The organism is Arenibacter amylolyticus (assembly GCF_002150785.1).
GTDB lineage: Bacteria > Bacteroidota > Bacteroidia > Flavobacteriales > Flavobacteriaceae > Arenibacter > Arenibacter amylolyticus.
Window position 1 is genome coordinate 13,264 of sequence record NZ_MTAZ01000016.1, and the last position, 24,685, is coordinate 37,948.

General features: G+C 41.7%; 21 protein-coding genes. 7 read left to right on the forward strand and 14 right to left on the reverse strand.

What is annotated here, in order from left to right:
- Nucleotide 1 precedes the first annotated feature (1 nt).
- The 6 genes from BV214_RS08030 to BV214_RS08055 all read right to left on the reverse strand — a co-directional run bounded on the left by BV214_RS08030 (nucleotide 2) and on the right by BV214_RS08055 (nucleotide 6,690).
- The gene (locus BV214_RS08030) at nucleotides 2–1,372 is read right to left on the reverse strand and encodes an MBL fold metallo-hydrolase RNA specificity domain-containing protein (RefSeq protein ID WP_086476989.1); all 1,371 of its coding nucleotides are present in this window, start codon (nucleotides 1,370–1,372) and stop codon (nucleotides 2–4) included.
- A 91-nt stretch (nucleotides 1,373–1,463) separates the two neighbouring features.
- On the reverse strand, nucleotides 1,464–2,315 hold the full coding sequence (locus tag BV214_RS08035; protein ID WP_086476990.1) for an ATP cone domain-containing protein: 852 nt from the start codon (nucleotides 2,313–2,315) through the stop codon (nucleotides 1,464–1,466).
- Nucleotides 2,316–2,368: 53 nt separating this feature from the next.
- Nucleotides 2,369–3,214, reverse strand: coding sequence for a universal stress protein (locus BV214_RS08040; RefSeq protein ID WP_086476991.1), 846 nt, complete (start codon nucleotides 3,212–3,214; stop codon nucleotides 2,369–2,371).
- A gap of 102 nt (nucleotides 3,215–3,316) precedes the next feature.
- Nucleotides 3,317–4,213 (reverse strand): universal stress protein, encoded by an 897-nt coding sequence (locus tag BV214_RS08045; protein WP_086476992.1) that lies wholly within the window; start codon nucleotides 4,211–4,213, stop codon nucleotides 3,317–3,319.
- A 166-nt stretch (nucleotides 4,214–4,379) separates the two neighbouring features.
- Nucleotides 4,380–5,432, reverse strand: coding sequence for a response regulator (locus tag BV214_RS08050; RefSeq protein ID WP_086476993.1), 1,053 nt, complete (start codon nucleotides 5,430–5,432; stop codon nucleotides 4,380–4,382).
- A gap of 25 nt (nucleotides 5,433–5,457) precedes the next feature.
- Nucleotides 5,458–6,690: a PAS domain-containing sensor histidine kinase gene (locus BV214_RS08055; RefSeq protein ID WP_086476994.1), complete on the reverse strand. Its 1,233-nt coding sequence runs from the start codon at nucleotides 6,688–6,690 to the stop codon at nucleotides 5,458–5,460.
- A 250-nt stretch (nucleotides 6,691–6,940) separates the two neighbouring features.
- Between BV214_RS08055 and BV214_RS08060 the strand changes: the two genes are divergently transcribed.
- Nucleotides 6,941–7,327 (forward strand): hypothetical protein, encoded by a 387-nt coding sequence (locus BV214_RS08060; RefSeq protein ID WP_086476995.1) that lies wholly within the window; start codon nucleotides 6,941–6,943, stop codon nucleotides 7,325–7,327.
- Nucleotides 7,328–7,488: 161 nt separating this feature from the next.
- Here the strand turns inward: BV214_RS08060 and BV214_RS08065 are convergent, their stop codons facing one another.
- Complete coding sequence (locus BV214_RS08065; protein ID WP_086476996.1) at nucleotides 7,489–8,367, reverse strand: universal stress protein; 879 nt, start codon at nucleotides 8,365–8,367, stop codon at nucleotides 7,489–7,491.
- 169 nt (nucleotides 8,368–8,536) lie between these two features.
- Between BV214_RS08065 and BV214_RS08070 the strand changes: the two genes are divergently transcribed.
- A complete protein-coding gene (locus BV214_RS08070) occupies nucleotides 8,537–8,791 on the forward strand; it encodes a hypothetical protein (protein ID WP_140157740.1) in 255 nt (84 codons plus the stop codon).
- 64 nt (nucleotides 8,792–8,855) lie between these two features.
- Here BV214_RS08070 and BV214_RS08075 read toward each other — a convergent pair whose 3' ends face one another.
- Nucleotides 8,856–9,701 carry a universal stress protein gene (locus tag BV214_RS08075; protein ID WP_086476998.1) on the reverse strand — a complete coding sequence of 282 codons (846 nt, stop codon included), beginning with the start codon at nucleotides 9,699–9,701 and terminating at the stop codon, nucleotides 8,856–8,858.
- A 281-nt stretch (nucleotides 9,702–9,982) separates the two neighbouring features.
- On the opposite strand from BV214_RS08075, the gene deoC reads away from it, so the two are divergent.
- Nucleotides 9,983–10,642, forward strand: coding sequence for a deoxyribose-phosphate aldolase (gene deoC / locus BV214_RS08080; protein WP_086476999.1), 660 nt, complete (start codon nucleotides 9,983–9,985; stop codon nucleotides 10,640–10,642).
- Nucleotides 10,639–11,337 (forward strand): purine-nucleoside phosphorylase, encoded by a 699-nt coding sequence (gene deoD, locus BV214_RS08085; protein ID WP_086477000.1) that lies wholly within the window; start codon nucleotides 10,639–10,641, stop codon nucleotides 11,335–11,337. The genes deoC and deoD overlap by 4 nt, the downstream gene beginning before the upstream one ends.
- A gap of 4 nt (nucleotides 11,338–11,341) precedes the next feature.
- On the opposite strand, the gene BV214_RS08090 is transcribed toward deoD, so the two are convergent.
- Entirely contained in the window at nucleotides 11,342–11,737 is a 396-nt protein-coding gene (locus BV214_RS08090) for a DUF302 domain-containing protein (RefSeq protein ID WP_086477001.1), read from the reverse strand.
- Nucleotides 11,738–11,833: 96 nt separating this feature from the next.
- On the reverse strand, nucleotides 11,834–12,292 hold the full coding sequence (locus tag BV214_RS08095; protein ID WP_086477002.1) for a pyridoxamine 5'-phosphate oxidase family protein: 459 nt from the start codon (nucleotides 12,290–12,292) through the stop codon (nucleotides 11,834–11,836).
- Between the two features lie 246 nt (nucleotides 12,293–12,538).
- Here BV214_RS08095 and BV214_RS08100 point away from each other — a divergent pair, with 246 nt between their 5' ends.
- From BV214_RS08100 to BV214_RS08110, 3 genes are all read left to right on the forward strand, one after another.
- On the forward strand, nucleotides 12,539–13,174 hold the full coding sequence (locus tag BV214_RS08100) for a SanA/YdcF family protein (protein WP_086477003.1): 636 nt from the start codon (nucleotides 12,539–12,541) through the stop codon (nucleotides 13,172–13,174).
- 90 nt (nucleotides 13,175–13,264) lie between these two features.
- The gene (locus BV214_RS08105; protein ID WP_086477004.1) at nucleotides 13,265–14,515 is read left to right on the forward strand and encodes an NRAMP family divalent metal transporter; all 1,251 of its coding nucleotides are present in this window, start codon (nucleotides 13,265–13,267) and stop codon (nucleotides 14,513–14,515) included.
- 152 nt (nucleotides 14,516–14,667) lie between these two features.
- Nucleotides 14,668–14,862, forward strand: coding sequence for a hypothetical protein (locus tag BV214_RS08110; protein WP_086477005.1), 195 nt, complete (start codon nucleotides 14,668–14,670; stop codon nucleotides 14,860–14,862).
- A 73-nt stretch (nucleotides 14,863–14,935) separates the two neighbouring features.
- Here the strand turns inward: BV214_RS08110 and BV214_RS08115 are convergent, their stop codons facing one another.
- The 4 genes from BV214_RS08115 to fabD form a co-directional block, all read right to left on the reverse strand.
- Nucleotides 14,936–16,831: an OmpA family protein gene (locus BV214_RS08115; protein ID WP_245806762.1), complete on the reverse strand. Its 1,896-nt coding sequence runs from the start codon at nucleotides 16,829–16,831 to the stop codon at nucleotides 14,936–14,938.
- Between the two features lie 60 nt (nucleotides 16,832–16,891).
- Nucleotides 16,892–17,881: a PorP/SprF family type IX secretion system membrane protein gene (locus BV214_RS08120; RefSeq protein WP_086477049.1), complete on the reverse strand. Its 990-nt coding sequence runs from the start codon at nucleotides 17,879–17,881 to the stop codon at nucleotides 16,892–16,894.
- A gap of 8 nt (nucleotides 17,882–17,889) precedes the next feature.
- A complete protein-coding gene (locus BV214_RS08125; protein ID WP_086477007.1) occupies nucleotides 17,890–23,550 on the reverse strand; it encodes a Calx-beta domain-containing protein in 5,661 nt (1,886 codons plus the stop codon).
- A 245-nt stretch (nucleotides 23,551–23,795) separates the two neighbouring features.
- Entirely contained in the window at nucleotides 23,796–24,683 is an 888-nt protein-coding gene (fabD, locus tag BV214_RS08130; protein ID WP_086477008.1) for an ACP S-malonyltransferase, read from the reverse strand.
- Between the last annotated feature and the right edge of the window lie 2 nt (nucleotides 24,684–24,685).

A 24,685-nucleotide genomic window follows, 5' to 3' on the forward strand; every position in this document is an offset into this window, starting at 1 on the left:
ATTAGATGGTCAGTTCCAGCACTTCCTGAAGATGGGGCACCTGCACCTTCCAACCAAGACTATCTTTTATTTTAACCCTAAAGGCATCCAAGGCACTGGGCTCCCCGTGAATTAAAAAGGTGTTTTCAGGAATATTCTTTACTTCTTTCAGCCAGTGCAATAACTCTCCTTGGTCTGCATGGGCCGACAGACTTTCTAGATGGTGAATTTCTGCCTTAACCGGAATATATTTTCCAAACAGTTTTATTTCATGGGCCCCTTCCAATAATTGTCGGCCTCTAGTTCCCTCCGCTTGATACCCTACCAATAAAACGGTTGTAGCATCCCTATCTACCAACTGCTTAAGATAGGTTAGTACCCTACCTCCGGTTACCATTCCACTTCCTGCAATCACCACCTTGGGTCTAGGATTGTCTATGGTCTTCCAAGTATCACCATAGGACGTTATAATATTAAAATGGTCACACATGGCACGGTATTCCTTTAGGGAAAGCTTATGCCATTGTGGATACGCCTCAAACACAGACAGTACATTGTTCCCCATAGGGCTATCGATAAAAATAGGGATGTTGGGAATCTTATTTTCCTTATACAACGTCCATAGCAGGTACATTAAGGTCTGGAGTCGCTCTACAGCAAAAGATGGAATAATCAAATTTCCCCCTTCGTTAATGGTTTTAGCTATTAAACTTGAAAGAATATCCCCAACCTTCTCTTCTGGGTGTAGTTTATTCCCATAGGTACTTTCCAGAAACAGATAATCTGCCCATTCTGGTCGGTCTGGAGAATAAAGCAAGGGGTCCTCTCTACGGCCTACATCCCCAGAAAATACAAATAGCTTACCAAAGAGTTCCAATTCAATAAAAGTGGCTCCAATGATATGACCGTTATATCTAAATCTAAACCTGATGTTCTCCGATAGGAATAGCCACTCGTCCTTTTCTGCGTGTTTAAACATTCCAAGGGTTTTTTCTGCCTCCTCCAGGGTATAATAAGGAATTGCAGGACGGTGCTTACTATACGCCTCTTCATTGGCCCTTTCTGCTTCTTCCATATGTATTTTAGCGCTATCCCGTAATATTATAGCGGTTATAGCTAAGGTGGGTGATGTTCCTATTATTTCCCCATGGAAGCCTTCTTTCACCAGACGCGGCAAATAACCGGTATGATCCAGGTGCCCATGAGTTAGTAGCACACAGTCTACTTTAGAAACGTCTATTGGAAGAGGCTGCCAATTAATCTCCCTTAATTCTTTTAGACCTTGGAACATTCCGCAATCCACTAAAATGTTTTGTTCTGGAGTTTCTAAATAGAATTTAGATCCTGTAACAGTACCCGCAGCTCCCAAAAAATGAATCTTGATCTTGTTCATCGATATTGATTTAAGTTAGATTTGCCCCATACCAAATTGGAAGCCTACTGCAAACAAACTACTCTACTACAAGGTCTGCCTGAAAGAAAGTTTACCTTTTCCCATGCCCACATAACTGGTTTATTTCCTTGAGGATCTTTTGTTTCCTCGTTGCTGAAACCCCCAAATGATCCAAGAAAAACTGGTCTTCTATTAGCTGTCTACACAGCACCACATCCCGACTCAACAAAAACTGTTTTTCCCTTTTGGTAAGTAATTGGGATACGGTGATGGGATATAGGCCCAACCGATAAATGCGGTCCTTAAGTCCGTCATCTTCTGGATAATCCCAACTAAAAAGATGTAATCCCATACAGATACCATATTTTAAGGCATCATCCGTAAAACGGGTATTGGTCACCACTCCGCCAATTACCCTTTCTTTATCCATTTCCCCATCTTTTATCAACTGCTGTTTCACATCTTGAAATCGAGCGTTGATATACAGCGGTACTTTCACATTGCAATTGCGATCTTCTTCTCCATGAAATTTACATTCCAACAGGTAGATATTATCATTTTTCTCGGCAAAAACATCAATTTCGTGGGTAACACATACTCCACGCATAATTTTACCTACGGTAGTTTTAAAGCCAGAGTAATCTAAAATGGCAGCAACAAATTTCTCGAAAGGGAATCCGGTAGGCCCCAATTCGAAGATTGCCCTTTTTACTTTGTACTTGGCGGCATAAATAGATTTCTTATTCTTTAGAAGGGCAAAGGCACGGTTGTAAATCTCCCTGGATGTTATTCCGTCATAAAGCTCCTCTTTCACTTGCCCCACAATCTGTTCTACCAACTGGTCATCCGCTCCACTTTGCACCAAGGAACTGCGCAGCTTGTCCGTAGAGAAGTGCACCTTCTCTCCCGAAGATTTAACAATATCTATACTGACTTTTTCCATGGCTTCATTTAAAGTATATTAAGGCCATTACCTTGCTACCTAACAAAGAGACCTTATCTGGATACATTTTGAAGTACCATAAAGGGGATTTTAAGATGCAACCCCAATTTATCGATGGTAGACTGGTACAACATGTCTTCCATATAGGAGTGTCTAGAATTGACCAAGACCAACATATTGATGGCGTGATGTTCTATGTGTTTGGTTATTGCTACCGTTTTATCTTTCTCTAAAGTGGTCTCAAAATTAAGTTTAGGCTTTTTCAAACAGTTCTTCAGAAACTCCTTATTGTCCTCCTGCCTCCAAGATAGATTGGTAATAGGATCTATATACAACAGGTGCACCGTAGAGCGGAAAGACCCCGTCATTTCACAAAGCAATTTCAGCTCCCTTCTTTTATTGGGAACCATATAATTTGTGGGAAAGAGAATTTCTTTTGGAGGATGAAACTCATACCCTTCCGGGATGGCCAGTACGGGGCAATGTACATATTTTAAAAGGTGCAGGGTGTTGCTACCAAAGCTAAGGTTCCTGTCATTGGTATCGCCCCGGGTGCCCATTACTACAATATCCATGTTCTCCTCATTAACCAGCTCGTTTACCTCGTCTACCAAGTCACCAAAAACTGCTAACGACTTTACCTTGTGTTTGGGGTTAGGAGAAAAATCTGCTAACTGCTTCACTACTTTCGCTAATGACTTTTTAGTTTTCTGCAGGGTTTCTTTTTTTAAATCCTCCACGCTTTCAGCATCCATTGTCACTGCTTTCCGATACACCTCATCTGCAAAGGCATGAAGAATAAAAAACTCACACTTTTCATATTTAAACACCTGACAGGCATACTTTAATGCATTAAAGGCATTCTCCGAAAAATCTGTGGGTACCAATACTTTTCTCATAAGACTATAAATTATCCTTTAATAAAACCATACACCTTTTAAGACCGTCATCAAACTATAGGTGAGAACCTACTTTCGTTTACAAAAACCTATGTATCCCCTTCAGTTTTTATATTTAGAAAGTTTGTTTACCTCCGACCAAAATGAATTGGAAGAAGACTTCTCGTGCAGAATAAAGAAGGGAATTTTGGTATGATAGCTTATCTCATCCAATGCCGGCTTAAATAATATCTTTTGAAAGAAATTTAAATTTTTGGCTACCATGGCAATCATATCAATGCTTCTTTCCTCTGAAAAGGAGTCTACTGCCCCATCCAAATTAGAACCACCAAGGGAGAAAAAGCTATGTTCTACATCCTTAAAATAATCGTCTAAAAACTCCTTATTGGTCAACTGATCCTGACTTAAATCTTCTTTTCTTCTAGAATAATGTACTATGTGCAGGGCAGACTGGTTCAATTGCACAATGCCCAAAAGATTTTCCAATACGTTTATATCGTAGCCTAAATGGTAATCGGTTGGGAAAGCTATCCTCATTGGCTTTTGATATATCGCTTCTTCCGGAACTGCCAGCAGGGCACATTTCACCTTAGTGATTACGTTCCCCGTATTGGTTCCAAGCGCCGCGTGTTTTACTTCGCTAGCTCCCTTGCATCCCATTACGATAAGGTCTATTCCCCTGTTGTATACCTCGCGTTTTATGGCATCCACAAAATAATCGTGTACCGTATGCGACAGGAAGGTATGTTTGGTATTGGGAAGGATTTCTTGAATCCTTCCCACCCAATCCTTTAATTTTATGCGACTTTCCTCTAGAGCACCATTTTGTGGACGGAATTCCGAAGGCTTAATGGCAGTCCCCATATTAGAATAGATGGGAACAGGATTAACATGCAGTAAATAAAACGTACACCTGTGTTTCTTAAACAGTTGCACACTATATTTTAAGGCATTAAAGCTGTTTTCGGAAAAATCCGTAGGTACTAAAATGTTCTTCATTGCTAATTGGGTTTGCTTATACTCGATAAAAGTAAGTCGCGAAACCCTAAACCTAAATGACAAAGGTCATGTAGTAGCTTTATTCCAAATAGAGCAGGCCTTTAGCGTTAAAAATAATTTTACCCTCAAAATTCAAATGCGTTTAGTACCCACTTGAATAATAAGGCTAGGTAACCTTTGCAAGACCTTCTTTGTCTAAAATCTGAATTTTACGATCCTCTATGCGGATCAATCCCTCTTTTTTTAAGCTAGACAAGGTCCTTATCAGGGTCTCTGTTGCCATTCCAGCGACACTGGCTAGGTCGCTTCGAAGAATATGCAATCTGCCCTGTGAATCTTTTTCTAGTTTCTCTGCAAATTTTAATATGGTGGTTGCTGTTTTCCTTCTAACCGACCCATATGCCATCTCTAGCAATTGCTCTTTGGCGTCCGTTAGATTCTCCGATAGCAAGGTCATAAGCTCCATGGCTAATTGAGGGTTTTCTTGGAGCAATTTCACAAATTCGTCCTGCGGCAACCCTATCAAGTCCACTTCTTCCATAGCTGTTGCAGCTTCTTGGTAAGGGAGATTTTTAGTAAAACAGCTAAAACCAAAGAAATCCTCCGCCTTATAAATTCCCGTAATCAACTCCTTGCCCCACTCATCCAATTTATGGGTCTTCACTACCCCCTTATTTACCAAATAAATAAAATTGGAGTTGCTACCCTCGGTATACACCTCTTCTCCCACGGAAAATTGGAAGGGTCGCCCTTCTTCTACCAGATGGTTTTTGAGATGTTCCATGGTTTGCATTCCTAAGCCAATATTGGAGGATCTGGGATTAACCGTATCCCTATGCTCGGCTAAAATATTCATCCTAGCCAGTCGGCTGTTAATAGCTCCTACCAGCTCTGCCTCGGTAAAGGGCTTCGTAATATAATCATCGGCCCCCAGATCCATACCCTTGCGTATGTCTTTCCGTTCTGTCTTTGCAGATAGAAAAATAAAGGGGATTTGTTTAGTTTGCTCTTCTTGAGACAAGGCCTGCAAGGCTCCATAGCCATCCAGCTCCGGCATCATAATATCGCAAATGATAATATCTGGCAAGTGCTCTTTTGCAAGTTGCACCCCCTTGTTTCCATTGGAAGCTGTAACTACCTGGAATTCGGACAATTCCAAAAGTTCGGCGGTATTTTCCCGCAATACCGGATCGTCCTCTATAAGCAACACACGTTTCATTAACAGTAAATTTAATATTTATCTTTTAATTTAAGGAATTCTTAAGAGGAAATTCAACCGAGAACTCCGATCCTTCCCCCAACTTACTTTTAAAATAAATGTCTCCCCCTATATTCTCCACATGCTTCTTTACTATATTCAGGCCAATTCCCGAACCTTGTATAAGCAGTGCATTTTCGGCTCTAAAGTATCTGGTAAAAATATACTTCAAAGCCTTTTCAGGAATCCCTATTCCCTGGTCAATAATATGAAAAATAATTTTTGTGGGTTGTAAATCCACCTTTATAGCTATTTCTGTATCCTCCGAGGAATATTTAATGGCATTGTGCAGTAAATTGGTAAGCACCAAAGTAATAATACGCTCTTCCTGATAGATTTCTATTTCATCAATATTTTCAGGGTATTTTATATTCTGTCCGTCCTTTAAGAGCATATTGGCATTATATACCACTTCATTTATGACTTTACTTAGGGAAAACTCTGTGAATTTATACACTTCTTTCCCCTTTTCCAATCGTTCTAATGATAGAAAGTCATTTAATATCCCGGTAAGATGATGGACTCCTCCAATAATAGTGCGGAGGTGTTTTTCCCTTTTATCTTGCTGATCTTCCTTGGTGTATTTCCCCACTAATGTGGCCGAGGTGAGTATGCCGCTCAAGGGTGTTTTAAACTCATGGGAGACTAGGGACAAGAATTCGGATTTTAGGTCATTAAGCTCTCGTTCCTTTTGGAGGGCACTTTTAATTTTAGATTCCGCAGCTTCCCGCAGCTTTATTTCTTGAGTGAGTTTGGCTACGGTTTCTTCCAATTCATTGGTACGCGTCTTTATCTTCTGCTTTAATTGGTCATTTAGGTCCTTTATCTTTTTTTCCTGCTCCTTTTTTTCGGTAACATCAATAATAAGGGCCATTACATAGGACTCCCCAGATAAGTTAAACGGATTTAGCCCCACCTCAATAGGAAATTGCAATCCATCCTTACGCTTCCCGTAAAGTGTTCTACCATGGGCCATTCTCCTTTGATCGCGGGTTTTACTAAACTCGTCCACATAGGTATCATGCGCTTTATGAAGGTTGTCCGGAATCAACATGTTTAAATTCTGATCCCTTATCTCATTCTCCTTATAGCCAAACATTTCGTTGGTTCGGTGATTGGTGGCTACAATTATACGTTCTTGGTTCACCACCAAAATCCCCTCGGATACCGCTTCGGAAAGCAGTTGAAAAATATCCTTATTCTTCTCAAATACGCGCATTGTATAAAATTACATTAATTTATGTTGTAAGATCAGTCTTAGACCATGATAAGCAATCTCTTTCCTGTGAAGCTTTTACGCCCACTTCACTCCCATGTTTCCCAAAACACTAAATATAGCAACCTAATTGATGGCTCCCAAACTAAAATGACACAGACCATCAAAAATCATTTTTGTATTTTTAAGGGAAGCCGAATTCAGTCAACAATCACTCACTAGGCATTACACGAATTTAATCTAAAACAGCACTATGTTACCCACAGAACAACCAAAGGAATTCTATGAAAATTTGGGGAAATTATTTTATGCCCTTGCCAAGGCCGATAAAAATATAGTGCCACAGGAAGTGGCATCGCTCCAAAACAGTATTCGTAATTATTGGGTTTCCTTGGACGATGGAAATGCAGCTAGTAAGCTTATCCAAGAAAAATTTGAACTACTACAACAACAAGAAAAAAAAGCGAAGGATTGTTTTGATGAATTTGAGGCTTTTTACTTGAAGAATCCCCCCTTATTTAGTCCTGAAATAAAAAATCGGATATGGAAAACAGCAGATGATATAGCTGCTTCCTTTGCGCATAAGAATAAGTCTGAAGTGATTTTATTAAATAAGTTGAAGCTTTTGCTCTCTTCATAGCAGGTACGCATTTCCTGCTTACTGAACGTACTCACTAATCGAAAAGAAAATGACCCGCTACCTAAAAAGCGGGGCCCTTGCTAAGCACTGGCACCGCTTTTTTGTTTCATTTTATTTACCGGGGAGACAAGAGGCTCCCCTCTCCAACTGGGAAGTATTTGTTACACCTTACTGGCAGTATGCTGCTGTTGGGCAAATAGATTTACCTCATTATAACTCATCAGGGGAATGGTGATGTGCGATTCCATTTTTTTCACCAGACTTTTATGGAAAATTCGCTGGAAAAAACCGGTTTCCTTTCGTTCTAACAACACCAGTATGTCGGCATTAATTTCCTTTGCTACTTTCTTAAGCTTATCCTCTATGTCTTCGGAGAAGATTAGTTGTAATCCAATATTTTCATAATCTACCTGTTGCTCCAACATTTCCTTAAACCACTCCAATTGCTGCTCTCCTGCATATTCCTTTTCCGTGGAAATATGTATGATTTCTATTCTCGCTTTGAGCAACTGTGCCATTTGAGCCAAATCTTTGAGCGCTAAAATATCTGCTTCCTCAAAAGCCGTAGCATATAAAATTGTTTTTACCGTAGCCTTATCCTTGGTATTGGGTACAATTAAAAGGGGACAGGTTACCCGGTCTTGAAGTGCCTTGCCAATATCTCCAACAAATAAACCGCGATCTGAATGCTTTTCCTTTCTTCCAATTACTAGTAAGTCTGCCTTATGCTCCTTGGAAGTCTCCAAAATGGTATGGGATATGGAATCTCCTTCTACCACCTCCAAACTTATATTCTTTGTAATAAAATTGGCCCCCAAATGTTGTTTGCAATACGCTTCAAGGATTTCTTTCTGCTCCTCAATCAAATGATACACAATTTGCTGTATTGGTCGGCTTACACCTACCCGTAAGGGTTTCATTCTATGCACGTATAAGACCACCAACTTGGCCCCCAACTCTACACTAAGGTCATAGACGTATTTTAGGACCGGAACCTCACGCTCGGACCTATCAGTAGCATAAAATATAGTATCTATCATAATAATATTTTTTATATCTTAAATATAGCGGATTTAATATCGAAAAACAATGATTTTGGTCATTGATGGGTAGCCCCAGAATTCTTTTGACATAAAGAAGACATTTTTTATTAGTAAGAGAACCCGGCATTAGCTGCACTAAATTGGTTAGATTTATCCTATGAAAGCGATGGCACAACTTAAAAGTCCTTTATCAACAACAGAAGGCAATCTAATTAGAGATATCCTTAGACCTCTCTTTGATATCCAAATCTTAGATCTAGATCTTAGAAGTGGGCTATTACTAATCACCTATAATGGCAATATGGATCTGATGATGGTAGAGGAAAAATTAATGCAACTAGGACTTCCTATTCAATCCTATGCCTTCCCTAACCGCACACCCCTACACCCAGGCGGGACGGATACGGGTGGCTTGGCTTAAGGGAATTTTACTTTAAAGGTAGTTTCCCGTAAAGTTTTACACCAATGCATTCCTATTTGCTACCCTATCTCTTGGTTAACACCATTAGCGGCAAGGAGGTGTGAAACGCCATCTTTTTAACTACTGCCTCCCTCGTGAGCTTCTCAAAAAAACTATGGTCGTATTGGATTAAAGCAATCATATCGGCATTGCTTTCCGTAGCAAAATCGGTAATAGCTTTGGCTACTCCCTCTTCAAATTGAACCTTATGAAAACCATGGACAATATCCTTAAAATATTCTTCCAACCGTAGCTTATTAGACTCCTGAAAGTCGTTGAGTTTAAATTCTGTACCTACCTGAAAAATATATGTTTCCGCCCTCCATAATCTCACCAACTCTAACATTGGATTCAATTCTGAAGACTCAAAGTACTTGAGAAAATTAGTGGGGAGAACGAGTCGCTTCAGGCTTTGAAAATTAACCTCTTTAGGCACCACTATAATTGGCCTACTCCTAATGGTTTTTAAGACCCTTACCGTATTACTCCCCATAAAAACCTCCTTGGCTCCTGTAGCTCCTGTAGTACCCATCACTATACAATCTATATGGTGGGTTATCATGGTATTCTTTATGGCAATCAACAGATTATCAGAAATGGAAAGTTTTTCGAAAGTGTGATTTTGGTTCTTGTGATTTTGCCGTAAATAGTCTAGAATTTTATCCAATTCTTTGTGCGATTGAATTGCCATGGAGTCATAAATCACCCCCAATCGCTGTTCGTCCTTTGCCCCTAACACATTGGCGATATTTGGCTCGTAGGCGTTTAGTACAATAAAATGGGAAACCATATCGGCATATAGCTTTAGTGCCGTAAACATTGCATTCCAGGCACTATCTGAAAAATCGGTGGGTAAAAGAATTATCTTCATCCTTATTGTTTATTATTGCTTAAACTCCCTATCTTTAAAATCGATACCACGGGGTGTTGCCTAAATCTTATCCTAAGTCACCTCCAAGGTTGTTAGATTACGGTAGTTGGGGTGGGGATTACAACCTCCGCAGCATCCCATCAAAATAGCGTATCCGAACCTGAAAAAATATGATATTGATCAGTCCTAAAATTTAAATACATGGCTAGTCTTATTTATCTAAAAAATATCTGGGCGCACTTCTTTTGGCCCCCAATAAGCCATCACAACAACCAACCTATATGCAGCTACAAAACTATATTGACCATAGCCTTTTAAAGGCAACTGCTACCGAAGCAGACATTCTTAGGTTATGCGAGGAAGCATTGAAATATCAATTTATTGCTGTTTGCGTAAACGGGTCCCACCTACCTTTGGTAAAGGCTAGGTTAAAGAATTCTTCTATTAAAATAGCCACCGTATTGGGATTTCCCTTAGGCGCCATGACCACTAAAGCCAAGGTTATGGAAGCAAGGGATTATATGGACCAAGGTGCCGATGAGATAGATATGGTAATCAATATTGGGTGGTTAAAATCTGGAAAACACCAGGCGGTGATGAACGACATTTCCCAAGTAAAATCCGAGATAGGGACTAAGGTTCTCAAGGTGATATTGGAAACCTGTTACTTAACGGACGAGGAAAAGGAAATTGCGTGCAAGTTGGCCATGGAAGCCAAAGCCAACTTTGTAAAGACCTCCACTGGTTTTGGTACTGCAGGAGCAACCTTCAAAGATGTGAGACTAATGAAGCAAGTAGTTGGGAACAATGTGCAAATAAAAGCTTCTGGAGGCATTAAAGACGCTGACACTGCCCTACAATATATAGCATTGGGTGCTAGCAGAATTGGGACCTCCTCTGGCATTGAGATGATGAAGGCACTAATAAATAAAAAACCATGAGTTTACACATAGAGGCGAACCAAGGGGATATAGCAGACACCGTACTATTACCAGGAGATCCGTTGCGTGCCGAATGGATTGCCCAAACCTTTTTAAAAAATCCTTTTTGTTACAATAAGGTGAGGGGAATGTGGGGATATACGGGCACCTACCAAGGGAAACGGGTTTCGGTACAGGGCAGTGGTATGGGAGTTCCTTCTGCGATGATCTATTACCACGAATTAATTCACAACTACGGTGCCAAAAATTTAATTAGGGTTGGCACTGCCGGAGCAATACAGAAAAACCTACAATTGGGAGATATCGTCCTAGCCATGGCGGCATCCACAAATTCGGGTATTAACAATAAAGTTTTTGCAAATGCCCATTATGCGCCCACAGCCAATTTTGAATTGCTGCTAAAAGCGACCCAATACGCCAGCGAATTAAAATTCCCCATACAAGTGGGAAACATACTTACCTCCGATATTTTTTATAGTGACGATATAGAGGAGTACAAACCGTGGGAAAAACATGGGGTTCTTTGTGTAGAAATGGAGGCGGCAGGGCTATACACCATTGCTGCAAAGCATGGCGTGAATGCTTTGGCCATACTTACCATCTCCGACTCGTTAATCACGGGAGAAAAATCTACTGCTGAGGAACGCCAATCCACCTTTGCAAATATGGTAGAGATAGCCCTCAACATTACCTAAAAAGTTATGGCTTAATATTCTTGATGACCCGTTTCAATTTTTCCGAAACTTCATCGGCAATTTCCACCAGATCCAAGTTAATTACCGCCTGCATGGAAGCCGTAGGATTTACAGCAGAAACTTCTATAAATCCGGCATTCCTTTCTTGGACAATCACATTACAGGGAAGCATGGTCCCTATTTTATCTTCAGCCTGTAGGGCCTTGTACGCAAAGGGCGCATTACAGGCCCCCAGAATTTTATAGTTATAAAAATCTACCTCTATTTTTTTCTTTAAAGTGGCTTTTAAATCAATTTCAGAGAGGACGCCAAAGCCTTCCTCCATTAATGCCTCCTTGGTTTTCTCCACAGCTTGATCAAAACTTATATTGGAGAGTGTTTTACTAAAGTAATATTCCATGATCTAAAATTTATAAAATTGGTGCTAAAGCAAGATAATCGATGAAGTTGAACTATTTTTATATGGGTCCTTACCCATCATAGTTTCCTCATTTTTTTATTTGGGTTTCCTTTGTTTCCCAGTAATCTCCTTTATTTTAATACGATAGACCACCGAGGTCCCCCCCTCGGTATTCTTACTTGAAAAATCACTGATAAATTGCAGGTTTACATTCTCCTTATTGCCCGATATCCTTTTTACCCCCTGTAAAAACTGGTGTAATTGATACTTGGAATTACTCCCTTTAATTTCTTCCACCTCCCCATGTACCATAACAGATTGCCAGTCTTTTAGTGATGATTTATTGCTCACATTCAACGCAACCGAAGGATGCTCACGAATACAGCGCATCTTGTGTCCCTCTCCAGAAATACTTATGATACATTTTTCCTCAGGATTGTAATAATAGGTGATTGGCAGCACATAGGGTGTATCGTGATCCATATAGGCCAAGTACCCCATACAATGGTTCTGTAACACCTCTATACATTGGGCTTCATTAATGTCTTTCATCATGGGTTTTCGGATTAAAATGGTTAGTTTATTCTATGGACATCGCTATAAAAAATTAGGATTTGAACTAAAATTAGGGAGATCCAGTTTTTTGCCAAATGACATAAATCATACGAAAAAACCTGAAATCGCTTTTTAAACTATTAGCCCTCTTAATTTATGAAAAAAACAAATAGAATCCGTCCCTAATTTTAATTCACCTTTCAATAACAACATAATACCTACCTTTAAGAATGATAATCAGGAATAATGTGGAAGAAAATTGGCTATAGCTTTCTTTTATTGATCATCAGTTTTTTCCTGGTGGTTTTTGGTTGCAACCTGATCATTGAGATGGCAGGTGCGGGGAAGACCTATGAAAATATAGGATTAATACCGAAAAATAAAGTAGGGATCATTCTAGGCACTTCCCCTAAATTAGTAGGTGGAAAATCTAATCCCTATTACACCAACAGAATAGTAGCTACCCTTGACCTATTTAAAGCTGGGAAAATAGATTATATCTTGGTTAGTGGCGATAGCGGCACCCCCTATTACAATGAGCCAAACGTTATAAAAAAGGATTTGGTAAATGGGGGGATTCCCGAAGAATGTATCCTCTTGGACCATGCTGGGTTTAGAACATTGGACTCTATGGTACGGGCTAAATTGGTATTTGGTCTAGATGAGGTTACCATTATTTCACAAAAATTCCATAATAAACGGGCCATTTACCTTGCAGAGCAAAAGGGCCTGCGCGCAATTGGTTACAATGCGCACGATCTCACCCTAAAACGTGGATTCAAGGTTCAAATGCGTGAGTATTTTGCACGGGTCAAGGTTTTTATAGACCTCGCAATAAACACTCAGCCAAAGGTTATTGGGGATAAGGTTTCCGTACAATAGCGGGAGAGGAAGAATATACTATGCCTCTATTGAGGTAACAAGCAGTGATTTCCCTAGATTTTTATATTTTTACCTTCAGAATAACCACGCATGTCTGCCATAAAAAAACTCGTTAAGAATCTTGGACCGGGTCTCCTTTTTGCGAGTATGGCTATTGGCACCTCACATTTAGTGCTGTCTACTACAGCAGGGGCCACCTATGGTTGGATTATGATAGTTCCTATTATCCTGGCCAACGTGCTAAAGTATCCCTTTTTCGAATTTGGGGTTCGCTACACCAATATCACCGAAAAAACATTGATTGAGGGCTATTTAAACAGGGGAATGGGGTACCTCATCTTTTACTCCTTAATTACCTTATTAAGCACCTTTACTATTTTAGCGGCCCTCTATGTGGTGACTGCCGGACTCCTTGTTAACTTGCTACAATTACCCCCACATACTGTGGGCACAACTGCAGGGGGCCTATTTATACTAATATCACTTTTACTTATTATAGGTCGGTACCGATTTTTGGAAATATCCCTAAAATATGTGGTAACCATTTTATTCGCTGCCTTAATGGTCACCACCATCATGGTATTGATTAAGGGTCAGGTAGCCCACACTACCGGATTTACTCCGCCCCCTATTTTTAATGAAGTGGGAATTTTATTTTTAATCGGCTTGATGGGCTGGATGCCTACCACCGTAGAGGCCTCTAGTTGGATTAGCTTGTGGACGGTGGAAAAATTTAAGACCACCGCACATAAACCCAGATTAAAAGAGGCCCTGTCCGAATTTAAATTCGGGTATTATGTAACGGCTTTCTTGGCTGTGTTTTTTCTAATCATTGGATGGTTTACCCTCTATGGAACCAATACAGAATTAAGTGGAAATGCAGTTATTTTCGCCGACCAATTGGTGCAAATATTCACCAATAGTATTGGTATATGGGCCTATATCTTTATTGCCATAGCAGCCTTTGCCACTATGTTCAGCACCTGTCTTACCGCTCACGATGCCATTGCCAGGGTTAGCGTGGATGCCCTAAGTTTGTTGTTTCCCCAAAAAAAATACATTAAGAAAAAAGGCGTGCCCATTGCTATTTTATTATTAGCTCTGATCAATTTTATGGTTATCACCTTCTTTATGGCCAATATGAGTGTGCTCTTGTCTATTGCCACATTTGTATCCTTTGTAGTTGCCCCCATCATTGGCTATATGAATCTAAAAAATGTGATGAGCCAGGAAATTCCAGAAAAATATCGTCCCAAAAAACCGCTACAATATCTCACCTACGTAGGAATCCTCTTTCTTAGTGCATTTTCACTCTACTATTGCTGGATGGTACTCATTTAATGGAAGGTGTACACCCTCACTCCTTGCACACCCCTAAGCAAATCATTGATTATCAATCACATCAAAATAACTTTAACACATCCTTAACGATCTAGATTTGTAATTGGCCTGTGTATCCCCAATCTTTGCACCCAATGCAAAGGAATTTTACAATGAAATTGATTACAATAACCAGAAACACCAAACAAGAAAAAAGATTCACCAAAAAGATGGGGATCCTATACACCAAGGTAACCTATATCAAAAAAACTATACTTGGAATTATCCCCATTAACACGCTTCACAAATACCGAGAAACCTATTATGGTAAGGTAAAAGATTGTGAGCAATGCGTCTTGAGCAAATAAGCTTTTGGCAGTTCCAATTGGATATTTGTTGTAGCACACCCAATACAACTCCACCGAGTAGCTTCGATTATGCTTAGTTTGAACCAAACAGATCGTTGTAATTTAGAATTATGACACTAGATCTTTCATTTCTGTTGTGAAGCATTTCCAGGCAGAAAACGCCATTTTTACAGTTGTTCAACAATTGCTCTTCCCCATAGCCTACAACTTCCACTAACGCACTGCTAGGCACTCCCTGCTGCATTAAATAGTCTTTTATAGCATCAGACCTTCTTTGTGACAGCTTTAGGTTGTAACTATTGCTACCTCTACTGTCCGTGTGCGACTCCACTTTTAATTGTAGCTCGGGAAAACCCTTGGCTATAGCTACCACTTTATCCAATTCTGTGGCTATGAAGGGGGTAATTTCAGATTTCCCCTTATCAAAATAAAACTTATTAAGCTTAATAACTTTTCGCTCCTCGTTCCAGTCTAGGATATCATCAATAGACATCAGGTCTAAATTGAATTTAGAAGTATTGATAGTGTCCAATGCCGCGGCATTGAACTGCTCCCTATATTGGGAATAACGCTCTTTATAGGCGGTGAGAGTAATAGTATCTCGCCATGGTATTTCCACCTGGTATCTCCCCTCCTTATCCGTAATTACCTCTTTAAGAACCGCTCCTTCCTTATCCAATAAACTAATGACCACTTCTTCAATTCCGGCCCCACCTAGAGGCTTCTTAACCGCTCCCTTTATCGCCAAGGTCTTTAATCCTGGTTTTTCTAGCATATGAATACCATAGATATCATCATTCCCCCTACCACCCGGTCTGTTAGAGGCAAAATACCCTATGAGTTCTCCCGAATCTTTTGTTTTTATAATCAGGCCAAAATCGTCTTCTGGAGAGTTAATAGGGGCTCCCAGATTAACGGGAATGCTAAAACTATTTCCATCCTTCATATTAGACCGATAGACATCCATTCCTCCCAAGCCATAAAAGACATCCGAGGAAAAAAAGAGGGAGCCATCAAATATAAATGGGGCTATTTCATTTCCAGGGCTATTGATCCTAGGCCCCAGATTTATTGGAGAAGACATTATAATTCCATTATTGGTATGCACATAATAAATATCGGTCCCACCGTAACTATCCTTAAAATTTGCCGCAAAATAGAGTCGGCCGGTAGTTGCATCATAAAAGGGGTAATAAAAGGAGGTATCCAAATCCCTCAAGATATACAGATGTGAATCGGGACCGCTACTCTTACCGATAGACATGGCATTTTTCCCATTGGTGCTAAACAGCAATTCTGCCCCATCCGCATTGGATAGGCTGTAGAATATACTATTTAATTCCGCCGCGTAATAGGGTGTTGCCTTATGGAAGGACGAAGCCATTAGTCCCCCAAATTCCCTGGTATTTTTTAGGTTCCCATTGGCATCTACCTCAGCCTCATAAATATTTAAATACGCTTCCCCAGACGGATTATACACCTTTTTAGATCCTCTTGGTCGCCCACTGGAAAATAACACCTTGTCCTTGTAAAAGCTAGGTGAGAAATCTGCCTGCGCACTATTGGCGCTGACATTGAATACCCCATAGCCCGGTAGCAACTTGTTTTTACTTTGGAGCAATTCATAATTAAATTCGGCATTCTCCAATACTACGACTGAGAATGACCGCTGATTATTGTTGAGAAAAAGCTTCACCTTCTCTAAGCCCTCTGTTTTAGAGATCGATTGCAACAACCTATTAAAATGACCTGCAGACATGCTGCTATCCTTTTTAAAAACATCCCTATAGATATTGGAGGCCTCTTTATAGTTACCCACCTTAAGGTAGGAATCTGCCAAATTTAAATACTGAGCAGTGGTTAGGCCCCCTTTATTTTGTTCTTTCCGATATTCCACAATGGCCCTTCTATAGGCATACTCAAAAAATGATATATCTCCCTTGGAGGGCTTTTGCTGTGCAAAACCCACGCAAGGAATTATTAAAAGCCATATACATAATTTTAAGCCCCTCATGTTACTGTTTTGTTTTTAAAAAAACCTTGGACTGTCTATCTGCTTAGGTTTTCCTTTAGATTCGCGCTTCTCTCCCTTGGCAGGCTTAGAGCTTTCCCTGCCCAAATAAAACTTTAGGATCACCTCGTGTGAACCTTGACTATACTCTCCAAAATTGGTGGTATTATAGTCGTAAGAATACCCTAGGAACAAATTATTCGATATTTGCAAGCCCGCCAATCCGCTTACGGCATTATCCCATCTATAGGAGGCCCCTAGGGTTACGATATCATTAATTAAAAAATTGGTGGACAAATTAAGGTTTACAGGAGCACCTTTTAGGCTGTTGACCAAAAAGGCGGGTTTAAATTTTAAATTCTCCGAAAGATCAAAAACATATCCTCCAATAAAATTAAACTGCAGCTTATCTTCCACTATGTTAGATACCTCATCCGCATATATACCATCGGTTAAAAAATTAGGGATGGATAGTCCCAAATACCAATTTTGTTCATACATAAACAATCCGGCACCAATGGTCGGATAAAATTTATTAAAAGTATCCTCCCCATTCAAAAGAGGTTCATTGGGATTTTCAAAATCACCTTTTCCATAATCCACATTTAAAAGGGAACCACCAGCGTCTACACCAAAGGACAATCTGGTAGTTTCCGAGAGTTTCACCTGAAACGAATAGGCAAAATCTACGTAGGTTTGGGAGGTTGGCCCTATTTGGTCACTTACCACATTAAAACCCAAGCCATGTTTTTCATTTTCTAGGGGGAGGTTCACCCCAAACCTCAGCGTTTTGGGAGCCCCTGGAATCCCTGTCCATTGCACTCTGTACAATCCGGAAATATCTGGTGTCTCCACGGAGCCTACATAAGCGGGATTAAAACTACCTATATTATACATATATTGGGTGTACTGGGGTTCTTTCTGGCCATGGACCATAAGGGTAGCCAGCAAAAAAAATGCAGCACACCATCTCTTTCCAACACCTAAATTAAATAATCTATAATGCATAGTCTTTATCATCTAATGATTTGGATCCACCCCTTTTTAACGGCGGTCCCATCGCCAAGATCTAGGATATAAAAATAGGTTCCCTTGGGTAAATCCCCTTTCTTACCTGTTCCCATCCAAGTATTGTTATATTGACTTGTCGCAAAGACTTCATTGCCGTAACGATCATAGATTTGGAGGGTATTATTGGGGAAATCATCTATACAATTAATATGTAATCTATCATTTTTACCATCTCCATTGGGCGATATTAAATTAAATAGAAAACCACATTCATCATTGGACCTAGATGCAACCGTCACCGTAACCGCGGCGGAATTATTACTTAGATTCCCATCTTCCGGGAAGCTATCTGTTAAGGTGGCCGTATTCTGAAAACTACCGGCCACTGGTACCGATGCCACTATGGTGAGGGTCTGTGTATCGTTCTCCAAAATCTCTTCCAACTCCCACAATCCGCTTACTTCATCATATAATCCCGCAGTTGCTGTGCTACTGATATACATAAAACCAATACTAGGGTCTATTAGGTCTTGTACACTTACATTGGTAACCATTAGATTGCTTAGGTTGGTAAGGGTAATGGTAAAAGTAATCTCATCCCCAACAAATGGGTTGGTCTCATCTACCTCCTTTATAATTTCTAAATCGACCTTGCAGCTGGCAGCCCCCACATTTGGAATACAGGGGTCGTTGTTTGCGGGATCTAATTGATCTACTACGCCATCGTTATCCGCATCTAGTACCATAGACTCCAAGGCATCTATAATTCCATCCCCATCGGTATCAATTGGGTTGTCCAAATCTGGCCCCACTTCCACTCCGTCCATTATGCCATCCCCATCCGTGTCTGGGTTAAAGGGATCGGTTCCCAGTATTATTTCGTCCCTATCGTAAAGACCGTCCCCATCGCTATCCAACAAACAGTTGCTTACAGAAATGGTGACCTCCACACTGGCATCCGCACAGGGTGCTACGGCAGAATTGGTAGTAAACTTAAACGTATAGTCCCCTTCGGGGGCATCCTTAAAATCTACCGTATTATCTGCGCCTATAGTGACCGATCCTGGTGGCGTCCCAACAATACTCCACACTCCGGTAGCGGTTCCACTTTTCCGGGTATCATCCAAATCTATAACGGATACCCCCTCTCCCACAATACTACAGGCCGCGGTATTCTCGGTAGTTCCCACATCTACGGGATCTTCCACCGTCACCGTTACTGCAATCCGATCCGTTGTACAGCCGTTCCCGCTTGCCTCCACATAATAAACCGTTGTAGACGCATTTTGAGGGGTAGTAAAGTTGCTGCCCTCCCCAATTGGATTTACGGCTGTATTAGATAAATACCAAAAAAGGCTTCCATTATCGGAGGCTGTGGCCGTAATGGTTGCTCTCCCCGGACCACAAATAGACGCCCCGGAGGTATCCAATATTTCTGGGGGCGTATTCCTTACTAATGTCACTTCCAAAGGCGGACTAACACAAGATGTTGTGCTATTGTAAAGGAAACCATAGAAGGTAGCTACAAAATCTACTACGCTACTCTCCAAACGGGCTCCTTCATTAAAAAAGTCATCACTACTACTCCATATCAGCTCAAATCCGGTCGGAATAGGGCTACTGTTATAATCGTTTAAGTTCTGAGTAAAATCGGTACAGAAAATGGTAGGTATATTAGCATTTATCAACGGGGCTTCCATACAATTATCGTTATCCGTAATGGTACCTACCCCCTGGCCCTTTTCAATTTGAGCGAAGCCCGTGGCATTCACCAGATTTACAAAAAAGGTTTCGGTCCCTTCAGCTACATCGTCATCTATAATTGGAACGCTAATGGTTTTGGTTTCCCCTTTTAAGCCTAGAAAACCAATGGTTCCAGACCTGCTTAGGTAATCACTACCTGCAATAGCGGTATTATCTGCCGTAGTATAGGCTACTGTGGTTCCCAAAAGCACAGCTGCATTTAGGGTTACGGTAAATACTGCATTCCCTACCGCCTCATCTACTACAATATCATTGATGGAAACTCCGGCAACATCATCACTAGCGATGTTTACGGTAGCCCGGTTAGGAAATCCTATACTATAACCGCTACCGGGTGCCAAGGAAACAATTACCGTTTCTATATCTGCCTCCACCTCATCATCATCTATTGGGGTTACGCTAATGGTACTGCTATTCTGTCCGTTGGGAATGGAAACCGTTCCCGAAAGCGCAAAATAATCGTCCCCTGCCGTTGCCGTACCATCTACATTGTACTGTATGCTGATAGGGCTACCGGTGGTATTTGTGGTGTTTAAGCTTACTGTAAAGGTTCCTGAAATCAAGGGATTTTCGGAAGCATCCTGTTCCGTAGCAACAATAGAGGCCACATAGCTATCGTCATTTAGGATAGTTCCCTGTTCCTGATCCTTGCCCAGTACATAATTTGTAGGGGGATTGCTAAGTCTCACCAAAAACGTCTCGTCTGGTTCCACCATAAGATCTCCTTGAACCTCTATGGTAATGGTTGTTGTTTCATCGCCTACTAGGAAGGTGGCTGTTCCGGAAGGGAGCGTACCTCCCACAAAATCGGTTCCGTTTACGGGATTGCTTCCCGTGGGTGAAACACTGTAATTAATGCTCACCTCATCATTGGCATCCCCTGTACGGATAAGGGTATAGGTAAAGGGAGTTGTGTCCCCAGAATTTCCTTCGGAAAGTGTTACACTACCATCTATGGATATCTCATTAACATCGTCATTTTGTATGGTTCCCATAGCCGTTATTTTTGATCCCAGCACATATCCCGTCCCGGGATTGCTAAGGGTAACAATAAAGGTCTCATTGGGTTCCACATCGGTATCGCCATTCACATTAATATTAATGGTTCCTGTAGCCGATCCGGACGGAAAACTCACCTCCCCTGAGGGGAAGGCATTCCCCACAAAATCTGCAGCATTGGCTGCATTCCCAGGGCCAGCTGTTACCGTAAAGTTTGCGGTGGTAGCAAAACTGGTATTTCCTGTCCTGTTCACAACAAAAGTAAAAACCGTGGTTCCAGAATTTCCTTCGGCAAGGACTACATCGGACCCTATGGTAATCTGATCAAAGTCGTCGTTCACTATAGTGCCCTGTGCCTGAATCTTCCCTAGGGTATATCCTGTACTAGGGTTACTGAGGGTCACCGAAAATGTCTCATCCTGCTCCACCTCCGTATCGCCCGTCACATTAATAACAATTGTTGCTGTATCTTCCCCAGCATTAAACTCCACGGTCCCCGAGGGAAATACATTCCCCTGAAAGTCGTTCGCAGTGGCCGCTGTACCAGGTCCGCCAGATCCCGCCACCGTATAGGTAGCAGTAGCTGCAGCGCTGGTATTCCCAGTCCGTGTAACTTCAAAGGTAAAGACCGTAATTCCTCCATTGCCCTCATTTTGGGAAACATCGTTGCCTATGGAGATCACATCACTATCGTCATTCTGTATAGTTCCTATTGCCGTAGATTTTGCCCCTATTACATAGCCTGTCTTTGGATTGCTTAGGGTTACGGTAAAGGTTTCGTTGGGTTCTACAGCGGTATCCCCATTTACATTTATATTAAAGGTTCCTGTTGAAGATCCCGCTGGGAAAGTAACCTCCCCTGTAGGGAATGCGTTCCCTACAAAATCGGCCGCATTGGCTGCATTTCCAGGGCCACCCGTCACCGTATAATTTGCGGTAGTAGCTAAGCTGGTGTCCCCGGTCCTGTTTGCGGTAAAAGAGAAAATGGTAGTTCCTGAATTCCCTTCGGGAAGGGAAACATCCGCTCCCATGGTAATCTCATTAAAATCGTCATTAAGAATAGTACCCTGCGCCTGGGTCTTCCCTAAGGTATATCCGGTACTTGGACTGCTAAGGGTCACGATAAAAGTTTCGTCCGCTTCCACCTCCGTATCTCCCTTAACGCTTATGGTAATTATTGCCGTGTCGTCCCCTGCCAAAAAAGTAACGGGTTCCGTAGGAAATACGTCCCCCACAAAATCATTTGCAGAAGCTGGGTTGGAGGGCCCTGCCGAAACGGTAAAAGTAGCATTGGCGGCTAAACTAGTGTCCCCTGTTCTACTAGCTTCAAAGATAAAGGTGGTACTCCCGCCCGACCCCTCGTTCTGCGACACATCGCTTCCTATGCTTATAACATCACTATCGTCGTTGAGTATGGTTCCTACAGCGGTTGCTGTTCCTATACTGGTATTGGTAGGATTGGTAAGGGTCAACAAAAAAGTTTCATTGGGTTCTACCTCCGTATCGCCCTCAACATTTACAGTAATGGTAGCGGTGTCTACCCCATCTGCAAAATTAACCGTACTAGAAGGAAATATCCCCCCTGAAAAATCGGCCGTATTAGCCGGATTGGTTCCCGTAGCAGTTACGGTGTAGGTAGCGCTAGCCGCACCATTGGTAGCACCAACACGGGATACCGTAAAATTAAAGGCGGTACTCCCTGCGTCTCCTTCGTTCAAAGAAACGTCTCCATCTAGGGAGATTTCACTATCGTCATTTAGGATGGTTCCCAAAGCGGTGGTAGCCCCCAGGTTGATGGTAGCAGGAGTAGGGTTACTGATCGTTAGGGTGAAGGTTTCATCTGGCTCCAGATCAAGATCTCCACTTACATTTATGGTAATTGTAGCGTTGGCCTCCCCGTCTACAAAAGTAACGGTACCAGAAGGCAACGCCCCTCCAAAATCGGCCGCATTGGCTGCATTGGCACCGCTAACCGCTACGGAATAATCCACGGAAGGGGTGCCAGACAGGTCCCCGCTACGGGTAAGCGTAAAATTAAAGGCGGTAGAACCGGAATCCCCCTCGGCAAGGGTAATAGGACCATCCAGGGAAATCTCAACATCGTCATTCAGAATCGTATAGGTGGTAGTACTAGGATTTATAATGGCATTGATACTTCCAGAGCTCCCAGTAATATTTAGAACAATGGTCTCATCCCCTTCCACGGTATTATCTGGATTGATCGTAAGTCCTAAGGGAAACGGCTCGTCGTTATAATTACCAACGGGGATGGTAATGGTAGTACTGGCCAGGGTAAAATCGTCCCCTTGGGTTGCCGTACTACTGGGGTCTATTGCTATGGTAACCGTAGTAGCCACATCCACAACATTTCCGTTTACAAGCAAGCTAGGGAGATTCCCTCCGGCATCTTCCGAATCGGAGGCGGTGGGGGTGGAAAAAGTCACCGAAGCGTCGTTGTCCTGGATGTTTAGGGTAGCGGTGTTATTAGTAGGATGAACAGTTTCTGAAGAGGCACTTAACAAGGTGATCGTTACCGACTCATCCCCTTCTACTATCGTATCATCTATAACATTTATATCTACAAACACCTCTTCATTAGTCCCGCCTGGAAGGTTAATTGATCCCACCAAAGGAACTGGATTATAGTCCACACCTTCTGTAGCAGTACCACTAAACTGATAGAACACAACAGCATCGCTCACTATGGTTCCATTACTAAATATCCTAAAATGTCCCTTAACAGGCCCTTCCTCCGAAGCGTTAGGACCCGATACATCTACAGAAATCTCTTGCGCATTTACTACTGCTCCAAACAGCAAACAAAACAGCACAATCCACCCAAGAATTAAGAACTTGGCTTTAAAACAATTGGAAGTTGCTTTATATAGGGTATCTATTTTCATAATTGATAGTCTCTATAAACAAATCCAAACACAGTAGGTAATAATGCGAAAAGGGAATGTCAAGATAACTAAAAATCAGGGCCTTGTCCTAACAAACTAGGGTCAAATATGTATTTATCAGATGAACGGCAAATAACTTCTAGCAACGTCTATTTAGGTGTAAAATAGCAAGGGGCAAAGGAGGGCAATCAATAAAAAATTGGTCGCAGCTCCTTTGCCCCTTTGGGTGTATGTTCTGGTAGGTTTTATTCTTCTACCTTAGCGGATTGTGTTTCCGCATCGCGATGAATTTTCTTCACCAATCCCTGCAATACTTTTCCAGGTCCTATTTCGGTAAAGAGCGTTGCCCCATCGGCTACCATTTGCTGCACACTTTGGGTCCATTTAACAGGTGCCGTTAGCTGCGCAATAAGGTTTTCTTTTATTTCTTGGGGATCTGTTACCCCTGTAGTGGTCACATTCTGATATACTGGACAACTTGGCGTATTAAAGGTGGTATTCTCAATTGCTGCGGCCAATTCTGCCCTTGCAGGCTCCATTAAAGGTGAGTGGAAAGCACCACCAACTGGCAATACCAAGGCTCTTCTGGCACCTGCTTCCTTCAGTTTCTCACAGGCTTCCTCTATAGCTGCCACTTCTCCTGAAATTACCAATTGCCCTGGGCAATTATAATTGGCGGGCACTACTACCCCAGGAATTTCCCCACATATTTTTTCTACTACTTCATCTTCCAATCCTAGCACAGCAGCCATAGTACTAGGCTGCAATTCACATGCTTTTTGCATTGCTTGGGCACGTTGGGATACCAATTTTAGGCCATCCTCAAAACTTAAGGTGCCGTTGGCCACCAAGGCTGAAAATTCTCCCAAAGAATGCCCTGCCACCATATCGGGTGCAAAACTATCTCCCATGATCTTGCCCAATATCACCGAATGCAAGAAAATTGCCGGTTGGGTAACCTTGGTTTCCTTTAGGTCTTCCGCGCTTCCTTCGAACATCAAATCCGTAATGGAGAAACCTAGGATCTCATTGGCCTTTTCGAATAGCTCTTGCGCCAAGGGATATTTTTCGTAAAGGTCCAATCCCATACCTACAAATTGGGCTCCCTGCCCGGGAAATATATATGCATTCATAT

Coding starts and splice junctions, on each gene's coding strand:
- BV214_RS08100 (WP_086477003.1), top strand. CDS start 12,539: ATGTGGAAGAAAATTGGCTATAGCTTTCTTTTATTGATCATCAGTTTT.
- BV214_RS08095 (WP_086477002.1), bottom strand. CDS start 12,292: ATGATGAAAGACATTAATGAAGCCCAATGTATAGAGGTGTTACAGAAC.
- BV214_RS08075 (WP_086476998.1), bottom strand. CDS start 9,701: ATGAAGATAATTCTTTTACCCACCGATTTTTCAGATAGTGCCTGGAAT.
- BV214_RS08110 (WP_086477005.1), top strand. CDS start 14,668: ATGAAATTGATTACAATAACCAGAAACACCAAACAAGAAAAAAGATTC.
- BV214_RS08090 (WP_086477001.1), bottom strand. CDS start 11,737: ATGGAATATTACTTTAGTAAAACACTCTCCAATATAAGTTTTGATCAA.
- BV214_RS08120 (WP_086477049.1), bottom strand. CDS start 17,881: ATGCATTATAGATTATTTAATTTAGGTGTTGGAAAGAGATGGTGTGCT.
- BV214_RS08045 (WP_086476992.1), bottom strand. CDS start 4,213: ATGAAGAACATTTTAGTACCTACGGATTTTTCCGAAAACAGCTTTAAT.
- BV214_RS08070 (WP_140157740.1), top strand. CDS start 8,537: ATGGCACAACTTAAAAGTCCTTTATCAACAACAGAAGGCAATCTAATT.
- BV214_RS08030 (WP_086476989.1), bottom strand. CDS start 1,372: ATGAACAAGATCAAGATTCATTTTTTGGGAGCTGCGGGTACTGTTACA.
- BV214_RS08125 (WP_086477007.1), bottom strand. CDS start 23,550: ATGAAAATAGATACCCTATATAAAGCAACTTCCAATTGTTTTAAAGCC.
- BV214_RS08050 (WP_086476993.1), bottom strand. CDS start 5,432: ATGAAACGTGTGTTGCTTATAGAGGACGATCCGGTATTGCGGGAAAAT.
- BV214_RS08065 (WP_086476996.1), bottom strand. CDS start 8,367: ATGATAGATACTATATTTTATGCTACTGATAGGTCCGAGCGTGAGGTT.
- BV214_RS08040 (WP_086476991.1), bottom strand. CDS start 3,214: ATGAGAAAAGTATTGGTACCCACAGATTTTTCGGAGAATGCCTTTAAT.
- BV214_RS08105 (WP_086477004.1), top strand. CDS start 13,265: ATGTCTGCCATAAAAAAACTCGTTAAGAATCTTGGACCGGGTCTCCTT.
- BV214_RS08055 (WP_086476994.1), bottom strand. CDS start 6,690: ATGCGCGTATTTGAGAAGAATAAGGATATTTTTCAACTGCTTTCCGAA.
- BV214_RS08060 (WP_086476995.1), top strand. CDS start 6,941: ATGTTACCCACAGAACAACCAAAGGAATTCTATGAAAATTTGGGGAAA.
- deoD (WP_086477000.1), top strand. CDS start 10,639: ATGAGTTTACACATAGAGGCGAACCAAGGGGATATAGCAGACACCGTA.
- deoC (WP_086476999.1), top strand. CDS start 9,983: ATGCAGCTACAAAACTATATTGACCATAGCCTTTTAAAGGCAACTGCT.
- fabD (WP_086477008.1), bottom strand. CDS start 24,683: ATGAATGCATATATATTTCCCGGGCAGGGAGCCCAATTTGTAGGTATG.
- BV214_RS08035 (WP_086476990.1), bottom strand. CDS start 2,315: ATGGAAAAAGTCAGTATAGATATTGTTAAATCTTCGGGAGAGAAGGTG.